This window comes from Pseudochrobactrum sp. XF203 (assembly GCF_020341615.1).
GTDB classification, from domain to species: domain Bacteria; phylum Pseudomonadota; class Alphaproteobacteria; order Rhizobiales; family Rhizobiaceae; genus Pseudochrobactrum; species Pseudochrobactrum saccharolyticum.
Genome location: NZ_CP084392.1, coordinates 2,201,779 through 2,222,607 on the forward strand (window position 1 = coordinate 2,201,779; position 20,829 = coordinate 2,222,607).

Annotated in this window: 15 protein-coding genes and 1 other RNA gene; all 16 read right to left on the bottom strand. The window is 53.5% G+C overall.

Going from position 1 to position 20,829, the window contains the following annotated elements; translation table 11 throughout:
* Nucleotides 1-34 precede the first annotated feature (34 nt).
* The 16 genes from ftsZ to rnpB all read right to left on the bottom strand — a co-directional run bounded on the left by ftsZ (nt 35) and on the right by rnpB (nt 20,626).
* Entirely contained in the window at nt 35-1,798 is a 1,764-nt protein-coding gene (gene ftsZ, locus LDL70_RS10040; RefSeq protein ID WP_075656143.1) for a cell division protein FtsZ, read from the bottom strand.
* 237 nt (nt 1,799-2,035) lie between these two features.
* Nucleotides 2,036-3,358, bottom strand: a complete 1,323-nt coding sequence (gene ftsA, locus LDL70_RS10045; RefSeq protein ID WP_022711371.1) for a cell division protein FtsA — start codon at nt 3,356-3,358, stop codon at nt 2,036-2,038.
* The gene (locus tag LDL70_RS10050) at nt 3,355-4,293 is read right to left on the bottom strand and encodes an FtsQ-type POTRA domain-containing protein (protein ID WP_370637646.1); all 939 of its coding nucleotides are present in this window, start codon (nt 4,291-4,293) and stop codon (nt 3,355-3,357) included. Before LDL70_RS10050 ends, ftsA begins: the two co-directional genes overlap by 4 nt.
* Nucleotides 4,281-5,207, bottom strand: coding sequence for a D-alanine--D-alanine ligase (locus LDL70_RS10055; RefSeq protein ID WP_151159850.1), 927 nt, complete (start codon nt 5,205-5,207; stop codon nt 4,281-4,283). Before LDL70_RS10055 ends, LDL70_RS10050 begins: the two co-directional genes overlap by 13 nt.
* A 547-nt stretch (nt 5,208-5,754) precedes the next feature.
* Nucleotides 5,755-6,720, bottom strand: a complete 966-nt coding sequence (murB, locus tag LDL70_RS10060) for a UDP-N-acetylmuramate dehydrogenase (protein ID WP_151159848.1) — start codon at nt 6,718-6,720, stop codon at nt 5,755-5,757.
* A gap of 290 nt (nt 6,721-7,010) precedes the next feature.
* On the bottom strand, nt 7,011-8,417 hold the full coding sequence (gene murC, locus LDL70_RS10065; protein ID WP_151159847.1) for a UDP-N-acetylmuramate--L-alanine ligase: 1,407 nt from the start codon (nt 8,415-8,417) through the stop codon (nt 7,011-7,013).
* Entirely contained in the window at nt 8,414-9,541 is a 1,128-nt protein-coding gene (gene murG / locus LDL70_RS10070; protein WP_225688491.1) for an undecaprenyldiphospho-muramoylpentapeptide beta-N-acetylglucosaminyltransferase, read from the bottom strand. The genes murC and murG overlap by 4 nt, the downstream gene beginning before the upstream one ends.
* Before the next feature lie 75 nt (nt 9,542-9,616).
* Nucleotides 9,617-10,768 (bottom strand): putative lipid II flippase FtsW, encoded by a 1,152-nt coding sequence (ftsW, locus tag LDL70_RS10075; RefSeq protein WP_022711365.1) that lies wholly within the window; start codon nt 10,766-10,768, stop codon nt 9,617-9,619.
* Nucleotides 10,768-12,177, bottom strand: a complete 1,410-nt coding sequence (gene murD / locus LDL70_RS10080; RefSeq protein WP_225688493.1) for a UDP-N-acetylmuramoyl-L-alanine--D-glutamate ligase — start codon at nt 12,175-12,177, stop codon at nt 10,768-10,770. The genes ftsW and murD overlap by 1 nt, the downstream gene beginning before the upstream one ends.
* A gap of 92 nt (nt 12,178-12,269) precedes the next feature.
* Nucleotides 12,270-13,352 (bottom strand): phospho-N-acetylmuramoyl-pentapeptide-transferase, encoded by a 1,083-nt coding sequence (mraY, locus tag LDL70_RS10085; protein ID WP_022711362.1) that lies wholly within the window; start codon nt 13,350-13,352, stop codon nt 12,270-12,272.
* 149 nt (nt 13,353-13,501) lie between these two features.
* On the bottom strand, nt 13,502-14,941 hold the full coding sequence (locus LDL70_RS10090; protein ID WP_022711361.1) for a UDP-N-acetylmuramoylalanyl-D-glutamyl-2,6-diaminopimelate--D-alanyl-D-alanine ligase: 1,440 nt from the start codon (nt 14,939-14,941) through the stop codon (nt 13,502-13,504).
* A complete protein-coding gene (locus LDL70_RS10095) occupies nt 14,938-16,392 on the bottom strand; it encodes a UDP-N-acetylmuramoyl-L-alanyl-D-glutamate--2,6-diaminopimelate ligase (RefSeq protein ID WP_225684969.1) in 1,455 nt (484 codons plus the stop codon). Before LDL70_RS10095 ends, LDL70_RS10090 begins: the two co-directional genes overlap by 4 nt.
* A gap of 87 nt (nt 16,393-16,479) precedes the next feature.
* Nucleotides 16,480-18,294: a penicillin-binding protein 2 gene (locus LDL70_RS10100; RefSeq protein WP_022711359.1), complete on the bottom strand. Its 1,815-nt coding sequence runs from the start codon at nt 18,292-18,294 to the stop codon at nt 16,480-16,482.
* Nucleotides 18,291-18,728 (bottom strand): hypothetical protein, encoded by a 438-nt coding sequence (locus tag LDL70_RS10105; protein WP_022711358.1) that lies wholly within the window; start codon nt 18,726-18,728, stop codon nt 18,291-18,293. The genes LDL70_RS10100 and LDL70_RS10105 overlap by 4 nt, the downstream gene beginning before the upstream one ends.
* On the bottom strand, nt 18,725-19,702 hold the full coding sequence (gene rsmH / locus LDL70_RS10110; protein ID WP_370637827.1) for a 16S rRNA (cytosine(1402)-N(4))-methyltransferase RsmH: 978 nt from the start codon (nt 19,700-19,702) through the stop codon (nt 18,725-18,727). Before rsmH ends, LDL70_RS10105 begins: the two co-directional genes overlap by 4 nt.
* 511 nt (nt 19,703-20,213) lie before the next feature.
* Nucleotides 20,214-20,626: RNase P RNA component class A (gene rnpB, locus LDL70_RS10115), an RNA gene on the bottom strand.
* Between the last annotated feature and the right edge of the window lie 203 nt (nt 20,627-20,829).

Sequence of the window (20,829 nt, forward strand, 5' to 3'; positions counted from 1 at the left end):
GCGGTGAAATTTAAGCAAAAGGTATTTTATCAGATCAGTTGGCCTGACGGCGAAGGAACGCCGGAATTTCAAGCTGATCATCTTCAGAAGCCATGCGCGGCTGTGCACGACCCTGACTGTCAAGCTGACCGTTGCGCGGTGCATAGATCGAGGCATCCTGCGACAGCGGACGGCGCTGTTCAGGAGCACGAGCCTGCATCGGAGCGGCTGGCATTTCACGTTTCTGAGCCGGTTCCAGACGGGCAGTCGGCTGTTCGTCATCACGGCGGGACAGGCTGGCAGTCAGACGACGCAGCAGACCAAGCGGGCCGCGTTCTTCATGTGCCTGCTGTGCCGGCTGCGGAGCCGGTGCGCGACGGGCATTCATTTCCGCCTGAACAGCCGGAGGAAAGTCCGATACGCTTGGCATACGCGGAGCCTGACGCGGCTGCTGCGGAGCCAGAGCCGGATCCATGTGCTGCTGCGGCTGGAACTGCGGCTGAGGTGCCAGATTATGCGCTGGCTGCTGCATCTGCGGCTGAACCGGAGCCTGCATCTGCGGGCGCGGAGCGGCTGGCTGCTGACGCATTTCCATCATGTCTGGTGCAGGTGCCTGAAAAATACGGCTCTGCGGCTGGAAAGCAGCATCATTGGTAGCGGCTGGCGGCGCATAGGAGCGCTGCTCACCTTCACCCAGATGCAGGGACTGCTGAGCCGGAGCGGCATGTTCAACAGGTTTAGCCTGAGCAACAGGCTGCTGAACAGGAGCCTGAGCGGCTGGCTGCGGAGCTGGTTTAGCTACTGGTTTCGCTGGCTGGCGAAATTCCAGCGGCGCAGGCGCCGCGTCTCCGATCTGCTTATCGATTCCGGTAGCAACGACAGAAACACGGATCACACCTTCGAGACCTTCATCGAAGGTCGCGCCGAGAATGATCATAGCATCCTGATCGACTTCTTCACGGATACGGGTAGCAGCTTCGTCAACTTCAAACAGTGTCATGTCACGGCCACCTGTGATCGAGATCAGCAGGCCGCGCGCACCGCGCATGGAGGTTTCATCCAGCAGCGGGTTAGCAATAGCGGCTTCAGCAGCGGCAATCGCACGACCGTCGCCGGAGGCTTCACCGGTGCCCATCATGGCCTTGCCCATTTCGCGCATAACCGAGCGAACGTCAGCAAAATCAAGATTGATAAGACCTTCTTTAACCATCAGGTCGGTGATGCAGGCAACACCGGAATACAGCACCTGATCGGCCATCGCAAAAGCGTCGGCAAAAGTGGTTTTGTCATTGGCAATACGGAACAGGTTCTGGTTCGGAATGACGATCAGAGTATCGACATTCTTCTGCAGTTCTTCGATACCCATATCAGCCGTTTTCATGCGGCGCTGGCCTTCGAAGTGGAAAGGTTTGGTGACAACACCAACGGTCAGAATACCTTTTTCGCGCGCTGCACGGGCAACAACCGGCGCGGCACCGGTACCTGTACCACCGCCCATACCGGCGGTTACAAAGCACATATGTGTGCCGTTCAGGTGATCGATGATTTCATCAATGCACTCTTCAGCGGCTGCGCGGCCGACTTCCGGCTGCGAACCTGCACCCAGACCTTCGGTCACAGCTGCACCCAGCTGAATAATACGTTCAGACTTGGACATAGTCAGAGCCTGGGCGTCGGTATTAGCCACAACAAAATTTACGCCACGCAAACCGGCGTTAATCATGTTGTTGACAGCGTTACCGCCACCCCCGCCCACACCGAAAACGGTGATGCGCGGCTTCAGCTCGGTGATATCCGGCTTTTGCAGATTGATTGTCATCAGTTTCGTTCCTTTTGCCTTTCACCGCTTCGCCGCCGCGGTGCCGTATTCTGATTTATTTTTTGTACGCATACCCCGGAAGGAACCGCGTTATCATTTTGAAATTATCCGGTCATTTACCATGATTTGGCAAAAAGCCCAGAGTGTAATCGGGTCAGAAATGAAAAATCTCAAACCCTTGTTTCAAAACTGCTTTCCTTCAATTTTACTCCTCAGGAAAGCTGCAGCACCTTCTTACTAAAAACTTGTTTTCAGCCATTGGCCGACCCGTGAAATACGTCCGCCGGAGCCGATAAGACGACCACCGGAGGCAGCACGAACAGACCGTTCTTCAATGCCTGCTACCTGCGGATAAATCAGCAGGCCTACTGTTGCCGAGAATGCCGAACCTTTTGCAGCTTCCGGCAATCCCGCAATTCCTAAAGGCCGCCCGATACGGACATTGCGCGCCAGAATGCGGCGGGCAACTTCCGGCATACCGGTCAGCTGGCTTGCGCCACCTGTCAGCACAACACGCTTACCGACAATATGGCCCAGCCCCGAAGCATTCAGCCGGTCACGAACCAGCTCCAGTGTTTCTTCAACACGGGCACGAATGATACGGGTGAGAACTGAACGCGGATACTGGTTGGGCACATCACGATCGTCATCGCCGATCGGCGGAACGCTGATCAGATCGCGGTCATCGGCAGCGCTTGGCAGCGCCGAGCCATACATAACCTTGAGACGTTCAGCATCTTCCATACGAGTGGAGAACCCGCGTGCCACATCCATTGTTACATGCATACCGCCAATGGCAATGGCGTCAGCATGGATAAATTTACCTTCCGAGAATACGGAAATCGTTGTGGTGCCGCCGCCCATATCGATACAGGCCGCGCCCATTTCCGCTTCATCATCCACCAGAGCCGCCAGACCGCTCGCATAAGGTGTAGCGACAATAGCTTCAACCGAGAGATGGCAGCGATTGATGCACAATTCGAGATTGCGCAAAGGTGCGCTGTCTGCGGTCAATACATGCATATCAACGCCGAGTGAATCGCCCAGCATACCCATCGGATCGCGGATACCGCGTTCACTGTCGAGCGTGTAACCGATCGGCAGTGAGTGAACCAGATGGCGCTCAGCCTGCAGCGCCTGTTTGGCACCCGCAGCAAGCACGCGGCGAATATCGGTTTTTTCTACTTCATGGCCGCCCAGATCAATACTCGCATTGAAGGTTTCGCTTTTCAGGCGACCGGAAGAAATATTGACGATCAGCGATTCAACGGTCAGACCGGCCATACGTTCAGCTGCATCTACAGCCAGACGGATCGACTGCTCGGCCGCATCCAGATCAATCACCACGCCGGATTTAACGCCGCGGGATTTCTGATAGCCGATACCCAACACATCCATACGATGCGTACGGCCCGGCAGAAACGCGCTTTCATCCCGCGGGCGCAGACGCGCAATCACACAGGAAACCTTGCTCGACCCGACATCAAGCACTGTCAGAAGCCGCGTGCGGCGACCTGAAGAGGACGAACCGGAAGTGTTTTTTGCAGACCAGATACTCATACGCGCCTACCCGCTGCCGCTTTGGCAGCTTTTTCACGGTCTTTCAGCATTTTCTCACGGCTTTCCATGCCGGTCGGTGTGAGCTGTACAGTCACACGGTCATCCAGACGCATGTCGAGGCTGAGAATATCCCGACCAAGAATATTTTTAGTCCGCTGCAGGGTTTCAACCTCTGCCAGAGCGCGTTTTACATCCTGCTCAGGCAACAAAACCCGCACACCATTATCAAACAACAAATCCCAGCGACGGTCAGAAACCCGCGCATAGGCACGCACCTTGGCGGCCAGATCAGGATAGGCTGCGACTGTTTCAATAAAAGCTTTGCCGCGCTTTTGCGCACCTTCACCCACCACCAGCGGCAGCGAGGCATAACGCGAACCGTTCAGCGGAACGATCGGCTTGCCTTCTTCATCCACCAGCAGCAAATCACGGCCGGACTGCCAGACTGCAAATGCCTTACGCTCCTGCAGGGAAACCACAACAGAACCCGGATAGACTTTGCGGATTTCAACACCGGCGACCCAAGGCAATGTTTCAATCGCCTGACGTGCCTCATCCGCATTGAAACCGATCAGAGATGTCTCTCCGTCCAGTCCTAGCTTTTCAAGAATATCAATTTCAGAGGTTTCATTATTACCGGCAACGCTCACCTTCTCGATTGCAAAACCGAAAGTTGATGCCGTTGCTTTCACAACCTCATGTGTATGGTTACCGATGACCATACCGTAAATGCCGGTCGCACTCAGAAAACCGATCATGCCGAAAGTGCCCGCATAACGCGGAACATTTACCCCGCCGCCGAACAAGCGCGAGGCAATACGGAAAGGCTTGCGCAGAAAACGCGGAAGAACAAAAGCACCACCGTGCGAAAGTGATGTACGGAACATCATCGCATCACGATTACTTCTGTCAGATCTCGCCTTTATCGCATGCACGAGGCATCCTCCACCATCCAGCTCAACAACTCACCGAATGAATACCCTTCAGCCTTGGCAATATCCGGCACCAGAGAGGTCGGCGTCATGCCCGGCTGCGTATTCACTTCAAGCCAGATCAGCTCACCGTCACCGGAGCCGTTCTCATCAAAACGGAAATCGGAACGACTCACGCCGCGACACCCGATTGCCTGATGTGCCTGAAGTGCCATTATTTGTATTTTTTGGTAAATATTTGGTGAAATTTTCGCAGGACATTCATGCCGCGAGCCACCATCTGCATATTTTGAGTCATAATCGTAGAAGGAATGTGCCAACGGAATGATCTCACACACACCAAGGGCGCGATCGCCCATCACAGCGCAGGTTAATTCACGTCCGGCGACATAGCGCTCGACCATAACCTCATCGCCGTATTTCCACTCATCCGAACCGAGAATCTGCGGCGGAGCGCTCTGCCCTTCGCGCACGATCACCACGCCGAAGCTGGAACCTTCACGCACCGGCTTCACCACATAAGGCGGCTGCATCGGATGCTGATTGCCAATATCAAAACGGTTCATCACGCGCGACGGCGCGACAGCCACGCCGGCAGCACCGGCAACAAGCTTGGCACGACCCTTATCCATTGCCAGCGCCGAGGCCAGCACACCGGAATGCGTGTAAGGAATTTGCAGATATTCAAGAATACCCTGAATAGCACCGTCCTCACCAAAAGGACCGTGCAATGCGTTAAACGCAACATCAGGCTTCAATTCAGCAAGCACAGCAGCCACATCGCGGCCGACATCAACACGCGTCACACGATAGCCCTGCTCTTCAAGCGCTTTGGCGCAGGCAGCACCCGAGGAAAGACTGACCGGACGCTCCGATGAAAACCCGCCCATCAAGACAGCAACATGTTTACCTGTCATTTTAACCATGTCCCCTCTGCCAGCAACGCTGATACACATAAAACAAAAACTCTGAGCCCGCCGGAGCTGAGCCGCATGTCGAACAGACACGCAAAACACATTAAAAATATTCCCTGGCACGCCGCATAATCAAAAAACTGAACCAAAATTCAGACAATCATACAGCGCTCCGGCGGAAGATTTCCGCAGAACCCCAAGGCAAAATTAACTTGCCGACCCAAATCACTAACGCTTGTTCACTATAAGAATCAGAGAGTTGATTCTATGGCAAGCCCTTACAAAAAATTACGACTGCAATATCCGAATCAGATTCGGGTGAAACTACTGATTTATTATGGTTTTTTGATAATTAGTTTGCGCGGAAATTTATTTTAGCAAAATGCAAAGACAGGACTCTTGACAGGGGCAAATCACCCGCAAAACCGCGTAAAACGCCCCTCAAAAACAAATCACCGCTGCTCTCCCAAATCAGAGAAAACAGCGGTGAGTTTACAGAACTTCAGCGGCCTTCCCAAAAACAGAACGACCACTGCAAAAGCGCAAAAGATTAATCGAGAAATTCGGTGACTTCGCGTCCTTCGAGGAACTGGCCGAGACGACGGATTTCCCAATGGAGATTAATACCGGAATTTGCACGCACTTTATTGCGCACAGTCTCGCCCAGCAGCTCCAGATCATAACCGGTGGCATTATCGCCATTAATCATGAAATTGCAGTGCATATTCGACATATGCGCACCGCCGACAGTGAAACCACGGCAACCGGCTTTATCGATCTCTTTCCACGAAGATGTGCCTTCAGGATTTTTGAAAGTTGAGCCGCCGGTCTTCTCGCGGATCGGCTGCACCGTCTCACGATGGTTCTGCACTTCATCCATAGCTGCGCGGATTGCAGCTGCTTCACCACGCGGCCCTTCAAACAGCGCACTGGTGAAAATCAGATCTTTCGGCGCGGAACAATGACGATAGGCATAGCCCATATCCGCATTACTCAGAATGTGCAGATTGCCTTTACGGTCAAGCGCACGCACTTCGACAACACGTTCACAGGTTTCAACACCATTGGCACCGGCATTCATGCGCAAGGCACCACCGATGCCGCCCGGAATACCGTGATAGAAATGGAAACCGGCGATTTCAGCTTCAAGCGCAGCCGCAGCCACACGCTTGTCAGGCGTGGCCGTACCGGCACGCAGACGCGTATCCGACACCCGCTCGACCTCACCAAAGCCCTTGGCAGACAAACGCACCACAAAGCCCGGAATACCGCCTTCACGCACCAGCAGGTTCGAGCCGATCCCGACAGTCATCACCGGAATTTCTTCCGGCACATTTTTCAGGAATTCTGCCAGATCATCTTCATCCGCAGGCTGAAACAAAACTTCCGCAGGGCCACCGGCACGAAACCATGTGATCTTATCCATGCCGGAATTTGGTGTCAGGCGTCCGCGAATACCGGACAAAGGTTTTTCAAGCTGCTTTAACAGCGCTTCACCATCAAGCTTTACAGCCATTTTCAACCATCTCTCTTAAATCGATCCGGACTTCAAATTTTCCGGATTATAAGCATCGCAACAATTCGGATAAGGTCAGGAGAAAGGCGGCAGGATCAAGGCATTATCCCTGACCCGTACCGGTATTTTTTTAAGTCCGCTACATTTCAGTGTCTGAATCAAAAAGCGGCAGACGCAAGCGAAAATGGTGATTTTAGAGCATCCGAACGGAGCGTACATATTGTACGTGAGTACGGAAGCGGAGAAAATTGCCATTTGCAGCCAAGTCGGGCGACTTTTGGATCGAACACTCAGGCTGCGCTTGTACCACCTAATTGCTTAGGCAATGCATATGCCCATTGTGTGATATTGCCTGCACCGAGGAACACGACAAAATCGCCTTCCTGTGCCAGTGCTTTAATAGCTTCAGGCAAATGCGCAGGGTCTTCCAGATAGCGTGCATCGCGGTGACCGGCAGTTTTGATCTTGCTGACCAAGGCTTCCGAGGTCACGCCCTCAATCGGATCTTCACCAGCGGTATAAACCGGCGCAATCATCACTGTATCCGCATCATTGAAGCAGGTGGAGAAATCGTCGAACAGGCTCGCCAGACGCGTAAAGCGGTGCGGCTGGGCAATCGCAATCACGCGCTTCGGCGCGGCCTCACGGGCAGCTCTCAGCACAGCTTTGATTTCCACCGGATGGTGGCCGTAATCGTCAAAGATTTCAACGCCGTTCCACGAACCGGTATGGGTAAAGCGACGCTTAACACCACCAAAGCCCGACAGTCCTTTGCGGATATCATCAGCAGTCAGACCAAGCTCATGCGCCACAGCAATAGCCGCTGTGGCATTGGACACATTGTGACGACCCGGCATCGGCAGACGCAGATCTTTGATCTCAACGACTTCGCCCTTGCGATCGCGGATTACGACATCAAACACCGATACGGCACCATCCATGCGGTGATTGGAGAAACGCACATCGGCCTGCGGATTCTCACCATAAGTGATCACGCGGCGGTCTTCGATACGGCTGACAAGTGCCTGCACTTCCGGATGGTCAAGGCACATAACGCCGAAACCATAGAATGGCACATTCTCAACAAACTGGCGGAAAGCCGCGCGTACATTATCGAACGAGCCGTAATGGTCGAGATGCTCTGGATCAATATTGGTAATAACCGCAATATCAGCAGGTAATTTGAGGAAAGTACCGTCGCTTTCGTCGGCCTCAACCACCATCCACTCACCCTCACCCATACGGGCATTGGTGCCATAGGCATTGATGATACCGCCATTGATAACAGTCGGGTCCAGATGACCGGCTTCCAGAAGCGTTGCAACCATCGAGGTCGTGGTGGTTTTGCCATGGGTACCGCCGATGGCAATTGCCTGACGGAAGCGCATCAGCTCGGCCAGCATTTCCGCACGGCGCACGATCGGCAGCAGATTTTCCCGCGCTTCGACCAGTTCCGGATTATTCGGACGGATAGCAGTAGAGACAACAACCACATCAGCCTTGCCGATATTTTCAGCTTTATGACCGACAAAAACCTCAATGCCCTTGTCACGCAGACGCTGCACATTGGCGCTGTCAGCCTGATCTGAGCCCTGAACTTTGTAGCCCAGATTATGCAGCACTTCCGCAATGCCGCTCATGCCAATGCCGCCGATCCCGATAAAATGAACCAGACCAATATTCAGAGGCATTTTCATACGCGTTTTCCTTGCTTATAATCAGAAACAGACAATCCTGCTGCAATAGCCTCGACAAGATCAGCAAGCAACCGTGTTGCATCAGGACGACCTGAACTTTTTGCCCGTGCTGCCATATCTGCCAGTCTTTGCGGCTCATTCAGCGCTGCAATCAGGATTTTTGCCAGTTTTTCCGGCTTCAGTTCTGCCTGACGGATAACCTCACCGCCACCGGCCTTTGCCAGCGCCTCGGCATTGGCGGCCTGATCGTGATCGAGCGCGAACGGAAACGGCACCAGCAGGCTCGGACGGCCGATAGCAGCGATTTCAGAAACGGTAGAAGCGCCGGAACGGGAGAGAACGAAATGCGCCTGCGCCATCATCTCCGGCAAATTGCCGAAGAAAGGCGCGACCTGCGCTTTAACGCCGAGCTTTTCATAGGCTTTACGGCAAATCACTTCATCTTCAGGGCGCGCCTGCTGAGTGACAAACAGTCTTTCACGCTCGTCAATCTCAAGCAGAGCAATCGCGGCAGGCACCACGGTAGAAAAATACTGCGCGCCCTGACTGCCGCCAAAAACCAGCAAGCGGAAAACATCCGGCTCTGCAGAAGGCTTATAAGCAACATTGGTCTGCGCCATAACGCTCGGGCGCACCGGATTACCTGTCTGCACCGTTTTAGCCGCATGAGTGCCGCTCTCTGCCGACAGGAAACCACCGGCAATCGCTGTCACACGGGCGGACAGGCCTTTATTGGCACGTCCCATCACCGCATTCTGCTCATGGATAATGGTCGGAATATTCATGCGCGATGCCGCATAGAGCGGCGGCAGGGTCGGATAGCCACCGAAACCAACAACCAGTTTTGGGTTCAGACGGCGGAAAAGCTTGCGGCAATCGAGATTGCCCTGCCACAGGCTGTAAAATGTCTTCGCCAGTGCAATCGGATTTTTACCGGCAATGGTTGCGGAGCGCACGACATGGACATGGTTTTCATCAAAACCGGAAACAAAACGCTGCGCACGTTTATCCGTCACCAGATGCACATCATAACCGTCATTTGTCAGCTCATGCGCGAGCGCCTCAGCAGGAAACAAATGCCCGCCGGTACCACCCGCTGCCAAAACGATAACACCTTTTGTCATCATCATCCGTTCTGTATTTTTTAACAGGCAGTCCCGAATAATCATTCACCGGAACTGCGCAATTCGTCTTATAATTTAAAGCACAGGAATACGTTCGCCCGCGCCTTTCAGCGAGGCAGACATACGGCGCTCAGGATTTTGACGTGTCAGCGCCAGCAGGAAACCCATCGTAATTGCAATTGCCACCAGCGATGAACCGCCATAGGAAATAAACGGCAAGGTCATCCCCTTGGCAGGCATCAGATGCAGGTTCACAGCCATATTGATGATCGACTGGAAGCCGAACAAAATCACAATACCGGAAATGGCCAGACGCGAGAAAGCATCACGCTCTCTCATGGCAACAACAAGCCCGCGAATAACGATAAAGGCGAATAGCAGCATAATCAGAATGCACAGGATAATGCCGTATTCTTCCGCAGCCACCGAGAAAATAAAGTCCGTATGGCTGTCAGGAATAATACGTTTGATCGTCCCTTCACCCGGCCCCTGCCCGAACCAGCCGCCGCTGATAATCGCTTCGCGGCCGGTATCAACCTGAAACGTGTCACCTTCACCGGTCATAAAGCGGTCAATACGACCCGCCACATGGGGAAGGAATGTATAAGCGCCCAAGCCCAGCACAACCGCACCGCCGCCAAAGACGACAATCCACATCCATGACATGCCCGCCAGAAAGAACATAGCGCCCCAGCTCACGGCTGTCAGCGTGGTTTGCCCGAAATCCGGCTGTGCCATCAGCAGTGTTGCAACCAGACCGAACAGGATAAGTGCCATGAAACTGCCCGGCATATCGCCGCTGCGCTCCTGCTCGGAGAACAACCATGCACAAATCACCACAAAAGCCGGTTTCATAAACTCAGACGGCTGGATGGAAACACCGGCCAGAGAGACCCAGCGCCGCGCACCTTTGACTTCAATCCCGAAAAACAGGGCTGCAACCATCAGCAACAGAGAAATACCAAGCAGAGCCAATGCAAAACGGCGCACCAGACGCGGACTGAGAAATGACGTACCGATCATAGCGATCAGCGCAGGGATCATGAAAAAGATCTGGCGCTCAACAAAGTGAAAACTGTCCAGACCAATACGCTCCGCCACCGCAGGACTGGCGGCATAGGACAGCAAAATGCCAAGCCCCATCAGTGCCAGACAGGCAGCCAGAAAATAACGGTCAATCGTCCACCACCAATTGGCGACAGGGCCTCTGTCTACGCGGCTAACCATCAGTCTGCCCTCCCGATCGGTGCAAATCCCTGCAGCGTCATGACTTTATCGCGGAATGCTGCGCCGCGTTTTTCAAAATTCGGAAACTGGTCAAAACTGGCGCAGGCCGGTGACAGCAATACCACAGGTTCATCTGCCGCATCCTGTGCCGCGTCCAAGGCTGCATGGTCAATGGCAGCATCCAGCGTATGGCTGATTTCAAACGGCACATCATTGCCCAGAGTAGCCGCAAATTGCGCTGCCGCTTCACCGATCAGATAGGCTTTGGTAATGCGCGGGAAGAAGGTGCGCAGACTTTCAATGCCACCGCTTTTCGGCAGGCCGCCCGCAATCCAGTAAAGTTGCGGGAAAGACGACAGTGCAGGCGCAGTTGCTTCCGCATTGGTGGCTTTTGAATCATTGATAAACAGGGTTTTACCCTGATGGCCGACCTGCTCCATACGATGAGCAAGCCCCGGAAAACTGCGCAGACCGGTACGGATTTCATCAAGGCTCAGACCGACAGTCAGGCATGCGATGATTGCGGCCAAAGCATTTTGTGCATTATGCGCACCGCGCAGAGAACCGATGCCCTCCAGAGACAACAGCAATTCGGCCTTGCCATTCTGTGCGCGATAAATCTGTGCGCCCTGCGCATAATAACCGTCCTGCAAAACCTGATCTTTGGAAAAACGGATCAGCTTTTTGCCAGCTTTTTCCAGCCGGTCAGCAATGGCAACACAATAAGCATCATCAATGGCGACAATCGCCGTATCACTACCTGCAACCAGACGTTCTTTAATGGCGGCATAATTTTCCATTGTGCCGTGACGGTCGAGGTGATCGGGCGTCAAGTTCAGTAAAATACCCGCTGTCGGATTGAGTGAAGGCGCCAGATCAATCTGATAAGACGAACACTCAACCACATAATTACGGCCATCTGCCGGTACTTCAAGCGACAATACAGCAGTACCGATATTGCCGCCGAGTTGCATATCACGGCCTGAGGCTTTGATAATATGCGCGATCAGGGCAGTTGTAGTGGATTTGCCATTGGTGCCGGTAATGGCGACAAATGGCACATCATCGCCTGCAGCCAGCGCTGCATTGCGTTCACGGCAGAACAGTTCGACATCACCGATAACCGGCACCTGCATCTGATGTGCCAGTTCCGCGCTCCAATGCGGCTGCGGATGGGTCAGCGGCACGCCGGGAGAGAGGATAAATGCACTGAAGCCCGACCAGTCTGCCTCGCGCAAATTCTGTGTGAGAATGCCTTCCGCTACCGCACGGGTAACACTGTCCGGATTATCATCCCATGCCACAACCTTCACGCCGCCGGCGATCATAGCTTTCGCCGTTGCAATACCGGAACCACCAAGGCCAAACAGCGCAACAGCTTTATCTTTGAGGGTCAGTGTCGGGATCATAATCAGGCCGCCAGTCGACAATAATATTCAATATATAATTTAATCCGAATGGTTAACAAAACCATTCGGATTACGTGTGTTTTACAATTTATTTAACGCAGTTTCAGCGTTGAAAGACCGATCATCGCCAGAATAATCGCGATGATCCAGAAGCGGATAACCACCTGACTCTCAGTCCAGCCTTTTTTCTCGAAATGGTGATGGATTGGCGCCATCAAGAATACGCGCTTGCCGGTCAGTTTGAACCAGCCGACCTGAATAATCACCGACAATGCTTCCATAACGAACAGGCCGCCGATGATTGCCAGCACGATTTCGTGCTTGGTCGCAACCGCAACCGCACCCAGCATACCGCCCAGTGCAAGCGAACCGGTATCACCCATAAAGATCGCGGCAGGCGGAGCGTTGAACCAGAGGAAGCCCAGACCGGCACCAATAACCGCGCCGAGAATAACCGCCAGCTCACCGGTGCCCGGTACAAAATGGATTTGCAGGTAATCCGCAAAAATCGCGTTACCCGACAGATAAGCAATAAAGCCGAAAGAAGCCGCAGCAACCATCACCGGCACAATCGCCAGCCCATCAAGACCATCGGTAAAGTTGACCGCATTACCGGAACCAACCATGACAAAAGCGGCAAAAGGAATGAAGAACCAGCTCAGATCCAGCAACATGCCTTTCAGGAACGGGAATGTCAGCGAGGACGAAAACGGCTCCTGACCGGTGCGCATGATGACATAGGCAGCAATTGCAGCAATGATGAACTCAAGCCCGAGACGCGCCTTGCCGGAAAAACCTTTATCCGACTGTTTTGTCACTTTCAGATAGTCATCGTAGAAACCGATAGCACCGAAGCTGATTGTTACCAGCAGCACAACCCAGACATAAACGCTTTTGAGATTGCCCCAGAGCATGACCGAAGCCAATGTTCCGAACAGGATCATCAACCCGCCCATGGTCGGCGTACCGGCTTTTTTGAAGTGAGTCTGCGGGCCGTCAGCACGGATCGGCTGACCACGCCCCTGCCGGACGCGCAGACTGTCAATAATGCGTGGCCCAAGTAAAAAGACCAGCAAAGCTGATGTAATCAGTGCACCGCCGGTGCGGAAAGTAATATAGCGGAATACGTTGAAAAACGACAGATGATCCGCAGCATTGGCTAATAACATCAGCATCGGGTGAATGCCCTTCAGGTCGGTATCGGCACTTTAACACATCGCATTACACAAGAAATGCAGTGCTTAGTTCCTGTTATTCTTTAGCAGCCAACTATGACTGTATATGGAAAATCCGGTTTTATACTTTACGCATAAAACCGGCCTGTTTATTCTGCGGCCTCAGAGACGGCATATTTTTTCAGCAACGCATTGACGATTTTCACAAAGCCGATCGACTTTGACGATTTAATCATCACCACATCTCCGGGACGCACTGCTTTGACTACAAGTGGAAGCAGTTCGTCAACGCTTTCCCGATACTCAACCTGAATTTCTGCAGGCATTGCGGATTTCAGGGCACTCATATGCGCGCCGCCGATGAAAAGCATATTCACATGCGCATCCACAATCGGGCGTGCCAGATCACCATGCAGCTTGGAAGATTGCTTACCCAGCTCCAGCATATCGCCAAGCACTGCAATGCGCCGTCCCTTCTCAATCCCCTCGCCTTGCGGCTCAGTGGACTCAAGCAGTGACAGTGCAGCGCGCATGGATGCCGGATTGGCATTATAGCTCTCATCAATCAGCGTGAATGTGCCGTCACCATGGCGCAGACGATATTGCGCACCGCGTCCGGCTTCAGCCTGCAGACTTGCCAGCGCCAGCACAACTTTCGTCATATCCGCGCCGACCAGATGTGCAGCGCCCATCACCGCCAGCATATTCTGTACGATATGCCGGCCGGGAGCGCTGATCTTCACAGCCGCTTCCTGACCGCCGAGCGAAACCGTGATGCAGGAGCAATCCGTCTTCATCACCAGATCACGCAGTTTGTAGGTTGAACGGGCATTTTCACCGAATGTGGTGATGTGCTCAATACCGGCAGCTGTTGCCAGCGCTTCCAGCTGTTTGAAGCGTTTGTCATCCCTGTTCAGCAATGCATAACCACCGGGCAGCACGCCTTCAAAAATCTCCGCTTTGGCAACAGCAATTTCTTCGAGATTAGCAAAATGCCCCAGATGCGCAGGCGCAATCAGCGTAATGACAGCCACATGCGGCTGAACCATTTTTACCAGCGGGCGGATTTCATCATGATGGTTCATGCCGATTTCAAAAACACCATAATCGGTATCTTCCGGCATACGTGCCAAAGTCAGCGGCACACCCCAGTGATTATTGAATGAAGCGGCTGAAGCATGAACCTTGCCGCAATCAGACAGAACATGGCGCAGAGCTTCTTTGGTGGTGGTTTTGCCCACAGAACCGGTCACAGCAATGATCTGCGCTTTGGAGCGTGCGCGGGAAGCAATGCCAAGGCGGGTCAGTGCGGCCAGCACATCATCCACCACAATCATCGGCACCTGTAATTTACCCAGAGCAGGCAAACGCGCTTCGGTCACAACCAGCAGACCTGCTCCGGCAGCCATAGCAGCGGTTGCAAAATCATGCCCGTCAAACACATCACCTTTAATCGCGAAAAAGGCTTCACCCTTCCGCAGTGTGCGGGAATCGATTGAAATACCGGTAATACCTTCAGGAAGGTGGCCGACCGGCCGCCCTTCCATCGCTTTTACCATGTCAGACGATTTCCAAAGCAAATCACTCATTTAAAACGCGCCTCAAGCGAGCGGGCAACTTCTGCATGATCGGAGAATGGCAGTGTCACATCATTGATGGTCTGCCCTTCTTCATGCCCCTTGCCCGCAATAATAACTGTATCGCCTGCCTGTGCGAGCAGCACAGCATGGCGGATAGCTTCATGACGGTCACCGATTTCCAGTGCATCCGGTGCCGCAGCCAGAATTTCTGAGCGGATAGTAGCCGGTACTTCCGAACGCGGATTATCATCAGTGACAATCACCACATCGGCCAGACGGGTGGCGATTTCTCCCATGATCGGACGCTTGCCCTTGTCGCGGTCACCGCCGCAGCCAAATACTACGATCACACGGCCGGTGGTAAACGGGCGAACTGAAGTCAGCACATTTTCCAGTGCGTCTGGCTTATGGGCATAGTCCACATAGACAGGCACACCATCTTCAGTCGAGCCGACCAGATCCAGACGACCCGGCGCACCTTTCAGACGCTCCAATGCTCGGAAAGCCGCATCAGCAGGCACACCGGAGACAATTGCCAGACCGGCTGCAACCAGCGCATTCGCTACCTGAAAATCACCGGCCAGCGGCAAAGCAAATTCGTAAATCTTACCGGCATGGCTCAGCTCAACATGCTGACGATGGCGCTCGTGTTCCACGCGTTTCAGCGTAATGAAATCGCCTTTACGACCAACGGTTTTCACATCAGAACCGGCAGCAACTGCGGCTGCAATCGCCTGCGGTGAAAAGACATCATCGGCAAAAATAATCGCCGGAGCACCTTTTGGCAGCAGCGTATCAAACAGGCGCATTTTTGCGCCAAGATAATCTTCAACCGTCGGATGATAATCCATATGATCGCGGCCGAGATTGGTAAAAGCTGCGGCTGTCAGCTTCACGCCGTCCAGACGGCGCTGATCCAGTCCGTGCGATGAGGCCTCCATACAGGCATGGGTCACACCTTCATCCGCCAGTTCTGCGAGAAGTTTCTGCAGCTCCACCGGATCAGGCGTTGTCAGCGAGCCATATTCATTCCGTGTCGGGGAGAAAACGCCGGTTGTACCAATGCTTGCGGCTGCAAAACCTGCATAAGCCCAGATCTGCTGGGTAAAGGAAGCAACGGAGGTTTTGCCACTGGTGCCGGTAACAGCAGTCATAATCTGCGGTTGTTTGCCATAGAATATTGCAGCAGCCATTGCCAGCGCATGGCGCGGGTCTTTGCTGCGCAGCACCGGCACAGTGATGCCCTCGGCATTCATGTCTTCATCGGCCAGAATTGCAACTGCACCGCGTTTGACAGCATCAGCCGCATAGGCCGAACCGTCATTTTTCACGCCTTTCAGAGCCGCAAACAAGCTGCCCTTCTGTACCTGACGGGAATCGGAACTCAATCCGGAAATCTCAGTCTGCGCGACTGAGTCCGTCATATCATTTACATAGGCTGCGATATCTTGAAGTTTCATGCCATTCAGATCCCGATTTTGAATTCATTTCATGTGACATAATAAGTGCTCAAGGCATTATTACGTCACATTGATCCCCTGCTCAGATCAGTCATTCTCATAAGCTGCCAGAATTGGTGCATTATCCTGCGCAAAATCAGGCGACACACCCAGGAACGATGCTGACCGGCGGATGATATTTGCAACCATTGGGGCAGCATTGAGTCCGGCGGTCGCAGAAAGTTTGCCTTCCTCCGGTTTTGGCTCATCAATAATGGTCAGAACCACATAGGTCGGGTCATCCATCGGGAATGCAGCAAGAAACGCATTAAAACGGACATCTTTGGAATAACGGCCGTTAATAACCTTTTCCGCTGTACCGGTTTTACCACCAACGCGATAGCCCTTTACCTCAGCACGACGACCGGAACCGATCTCGGAATTAAGACGATAGAGATAACGCATATCATCGCTGGTTTTAGGCTTCAGAACCTGTGTGGCAACAGCATTGGCCTCGTCTTGTGTGCGTGGCAGGAATGTCGGCGGAATGAGCTTGCCGCCATTGACCAGCGCCGCAGCAGCAACGGCCGTCTGCAAAGGTGTGGTCATCATACCGTGACCATAGGAAATGGTAATGGAGTGTACCTTCTTCCACACGCGCGGCTCAACAGGACGCGCCACTTCCGGCAGTTCGGTCTGCATACGATCCAGCAAACCGACGCGCTTCAGAAACTCGCGATGGCCTTCAATACCAATCGCATCAACTTCTTTACCCGAACCGATATTGGAGGAATAAATAAACACTTCTGCCAGTGTCAGCCAGCGGGCCTTACCGTGGAAGTCGCGGATGGTCTGACGACCGATCGTAATCGGGCGGGTCGCATCAAACTTGCTTTCCAGATTGAACTTACCGGAATCCAGCGCCATCGCTGTGGTGAAGCTCTTGATCGTCGAGCCCATTTCATAAGTACCGGCTGACATCCGGTTCAGACGATCTTTTTCCAGCGCATTATACGGATTATTCGGATCAAAATCCGGCACCGAAGCCATAGCAACCACTTCACCGGTCTTGGCATTCAGCACCACAGCACCGGCAGCAATCGCACGATATTTTTCAACAGCGCGCACCAGTTCGTCGCGCATAATATGCTGCACGCGCAGATCAATCGACAGGCGGAACGGCTCGAGATTATCCGGCTGGGCAAGGCCTGCCATACGCAGATCGCTTAAGCCCTGACTGTCGATATATTTTTCCATACCGGCAATACCCTGATTGTCGATATTGACCAGACCGACAATATGAGAAGCCGTAGGCCCGCCCGGATAGAAACGGGATTTCTCTGTGCGAAAGCCGATACCCGGCACACCCAGCGCCATGATCTGGCTCTGCTGACGCGGGGTCAGACCGCGCTGAATCCACACAAAGCCCGCACCGCTTTTCAGACGGCGATAGGTGCTTTCCCAGTCAAGATTAGGCAGAACCGTTGCCAGCAATTCCAGAGTTTCGTCCGGATCGGCAATCTTTTTCGGCTCGGCATAGAGCGAAGCGGTTTTGATATCCGTCGCCAGCACTTCGCCATTGCGGTCAAGAATATCCGGCCGTGCTGCAAGCGTGCTGGCCGCACCGGCGCGATAACCTTCATTATCGCCGCCCTGCATACCGTAATAAACAAGACGGCCGCCAATCACCGCATAAATACCGACAAAGCAGGAAATCGCCATAATCAGACGATTACGCGCGCGGTTTCCATGTTTCTTGCGGTTTCCGGCAAAGGCAACACTGTCATTGAGCGGAGACGTGGCAATGCCGCGCTCACTCTCGAGCGCGGCACTGTCAAATTCAGGTGCCTGCCCCAGAACCGGAGCATCATCTGATGAGGACTTTTTATTTTTACGCCGGAACCAGCTGCTTTTTCCGCTCATGGCCGCACTCCCGGAACCACAACACGCATCGGTGCCGCATTTGAAACTGCACCGGCCGGTGCAGTTTGCGCAACGCTGCCTGTGCTCATCGTATCAACAGATGCAATCAGATCGGCACTGCCGCCGATCAGCTTTTCAATATCATCAGCCTGTTTCATCGGAATATCATCGAACAGACCGATCTGCGTCACATCAACCGGCTGCAGTTTCAGCTGTGACTGATAAATATCAGACAAACGCTGCAAACGGTTCGGCTGGGTCATCAGGCTCCAGTCGGCTTTCAGCAGATTGATCGTGTCTTTTTCAAAGGCGATCTGGCGCTGAATTTTCTTGATCTCAACCACCTGCTTTTCAGCATCATGTTTGATCTTATAGGTCACGGTTGCCGCCACCAGCATGACTGCGATCAATATAATATCTATAGTTCGCATCATGATGATTTCCTCTTCGCATTATCAGTTTCTGGCAGAACAGGCAGGGTTGGCAGGCCGAAAATACTGTAATCCGCTTTAAGTGGCGGATATTCTGTGCGGATACCGGCGCGTAGTTTGGCCGAACGCGCGCGCGGATTGCGCTCCGCCTCCTCCTCGCTGGCACCCACCGCGCCTTTGACTGCAGGCGTGAAACTGCCGTGACGCATATGCGCTTCCGGCAAATGACGCGAACCGCCGCCGCCGCCCGCACGGTCTGCAAAAAAGCGTTTCACAATACGGTCTTCCAGCGAGTGGAATGTCACAACAACCAGACGGCCGCCCGGCTTCAGCGAGCGTTCTGCAGCAATCAATGCACGCGCCAATTCACCCAGCTCGTCATTCACATAAATACGCAGCGCCTGAAAAACGCGGGTCGCCGGATGAATACGGTCTTTCGGATGACGCCCGACCAGCATTTCAATCGCATTGGCAAGATCACGGGTGCGGCTGAAAGGTTTGCTCTCACGGCGTTTTTCGATCATGCGCGCAATGCGTCCGGCATGACGTTCCTCACCGAGAAAATTAAAGATGCGTGCCAGATCGCCCATTTTATACTGGTTGACCACATCAGCAGCGCTCAGACCCTGCGAGGACATGCGCATATCCAGCGGCCCGTCTTTCTGGAAAGAAAAACCGCGATCGGCCTCGTCAATCTGCATAGAGGAAACGCCGATATCCAGCACAACACCGTCAGGCTGCACATCGCTCAGCACATCTTCCATCTGGGAGAAGCGTGCTTGCACCAGACGCAAACGTCCCTGATATTCTGCAACCACCACCTGTCCGGCAGCAATTGCATTCGGGTCGCGGTCAATGGCCAAAACTTCGGCACCGGTCTTGAGAATTCGTTTTGTGTAGCCGCCGGCACCGAAAGTGCCGTCCACATAAAGCTTACCGGCTTCAGGCTGCAAAGCGCTGACAACCTCTTCCAGCATAACCGGAATATGGCGGGAATAGTCTTCATGCTCTGATGCGCCCGCCGGAGTATCAGCGTGCTGTGTCAGTTTGTCTGCCTGCGCTTCCGGAACCATAATTTCCTTCGGTCCTGTCATTGTTTTGCTTTCTTCAGCGGACCCAGCGTGAGAACGGCAGATCCTTGCCCGCCAACGGTTAAACCGCGGCTGCAGATTTCAGCATTTTGCATACCGGCCAATGCCGGATGCAGCACAAAATGTCTGGAAACTGAACAAAGTCTGGACGCAACAAACTGCATTAAGAAATACCACCGGGGTAAGGTAGGCGTCAACGCAGGCGCAAAAACCGCTCCGAACGTTGCCATATTATCGATTTTTGCGACTGCGCAGCCGGCCGGACACGCAATACGCCGTGAATAAATTTATCCAATATTAATATTAAGGAAGGGTTATTATACGGGCACAGTTATGATTTATCAGCGGTTAAAATGGCACTTTGTGCAGCATCCTATGCCGAAGTAATTTAAACAGAATTGTCAGCCGGTCTGTAAGCCGGGTTCTGTATGGCCGGACTGTTTCCAGCCCGACGCGGCAGCCATTCATCTGGGACGGATGTCGCCACCCGCCTCTTGCAACCCACCCGGACGGCTATCCGGAAACTGATTATCAGGCCGAAACCTGATGCGCCGTCCCTATTCGGTCTTGCTCCCGATGGGGTTTACCGTGCCACTCCCGTTACCGGCAGCGCGGTGGGCTCTTACCCCACCCTTTCACCCTTACCTGCCCGATGCCCTTGCGGGCGATGGCAGGCGGTCTGCTCTCTGTTGCACTTTCCCTGAGGTCACCCTCGCCGGGCGTTACCCGGCATCGTGTTTCCATGGAGCCCGGACTTTCCTCACTTGCCACCTTTCGGTATTGAACAAGCGCGGCTGCCCGACCGGCTGACATGCGTCTATAGGCTTGATCTGTCATAAAACGCAATAAAAAAGCTGGACTCCGGCGACGGAAACCCAGCTTTTGTATAAAATCTCAGCCCTGCTGTGTAAGGGCTGTTTAGATTTAGGTTATGGCGTACAAAACATCCCGCCAGAGCCTGAATATAAACAGGCATAGAGCATTTGCAGTTAACTGACCTCAGTTAACGGTCG

What these genes read in the sequence shown, in the direction of transcription:
- murG (WP_225688491.1), bottom strand. Translation starts at nt 9,541, where the DNA reads ATGACAAAAGGTGTTATCGTTTTGGCAGCGGGTGGTACCGGCGGGCAT.
- murD (WP_225688493.1), bottom strand. Translation starts at nt 12,177, where the DNA reads ATGATCCCGACACTGACCCTCAAAGATAAAGCTGTTGCGCTGTTTGGC.
- ftsW (WP_022711365.1), bottom strand. Translation starts at nt 10,768, where the DNA reads ATGGTTAGCCGCGTAGACAGAGGCCCTGTCGCCAATTGGTGGTGGACG.
- ftsZ (WP_075656143.1), bottom strand. Translation starts at nt 1,798, where the DNA reads ATGACAATCAATCTGCAAAAGCCGGATATCACCGAGCTGAAGCCGCGC.
- LDL70_RS10090 (WP_022711361.1), bottom strand. Translation starts at nt 14,941, where the DNA reads ATGAGTGATTTGCTTTGGAAATCGTCTGACATGGTAAAAGCGATGGAA.
- LDL70_RS10105 (WP_022711358.1), bottom strand. Translation starts at nt 18,728, where the DNA reads ATGATGCGAACTATAGATATTATATTGATCGCAGTCATGCTGGTGGCG.
- murC (WP_151159847.1), bottom strand. Translation starts at nt 8,417, where the DNA reads ATGAAAATGCCTCTGAATATTGGTCTGGTTCATTTTATCGGGATCGGC.
- LDL70_RS10095 (WP_225684969.1), bottom strand. Translation starts at nt 16,392, where the DNA reads ATGAAACTTCAAGATATCGCAGCCTATGTAAATGATATGACGGACTCA.
- LDL70_RS10055 (WP_151159850.1), bottom strand. Translation starts at nt 5,207, where the DNA reads ATGACAGGTAAACATGTTGCTGTCTTGATGGGCGGGTTTTCATCGGAG.
- LDL70_RS10100 (WP_022711359.1), bottom strand. Translation starts at nt 18,294, where the DNA reads ATGAGCGGAAAAAGCAGCTGGTTCCGGCGTAAAAATAAAAAGTCCTCA.
- ftsA (WP_022711371.1), bottom strand. Translation starts at nt 3,358, where the DNA reads ATGAGTATCTGGTCTGCAAAAAACACTTCCGGTTCGTCCTCTTCAGGT.
- murB (WP_151159848.1), bottom strand. Translation starts at nt 6,720, where the DNA reads ATGGCTGTAAAGCTTGATGGTGAAGCGCTGTTAAAGCAGCTTGAAAAA.
- mraY (WP_022711362.1), bottom strand. Translation starts at nt 13,352, where the DNA reads ATGCTGATGTTATTAGCCAATGCTGCGGATCATCTGTCGTTTTTCAAC.
- rsmH (WP_370637827.1), bottom strand. Translation starts at nt 19,702, where the DNA reads ATGCTGGAAGAGGTTGTCAGCGCTTTGCAGCCTGAAGCCGGTAAGCTT.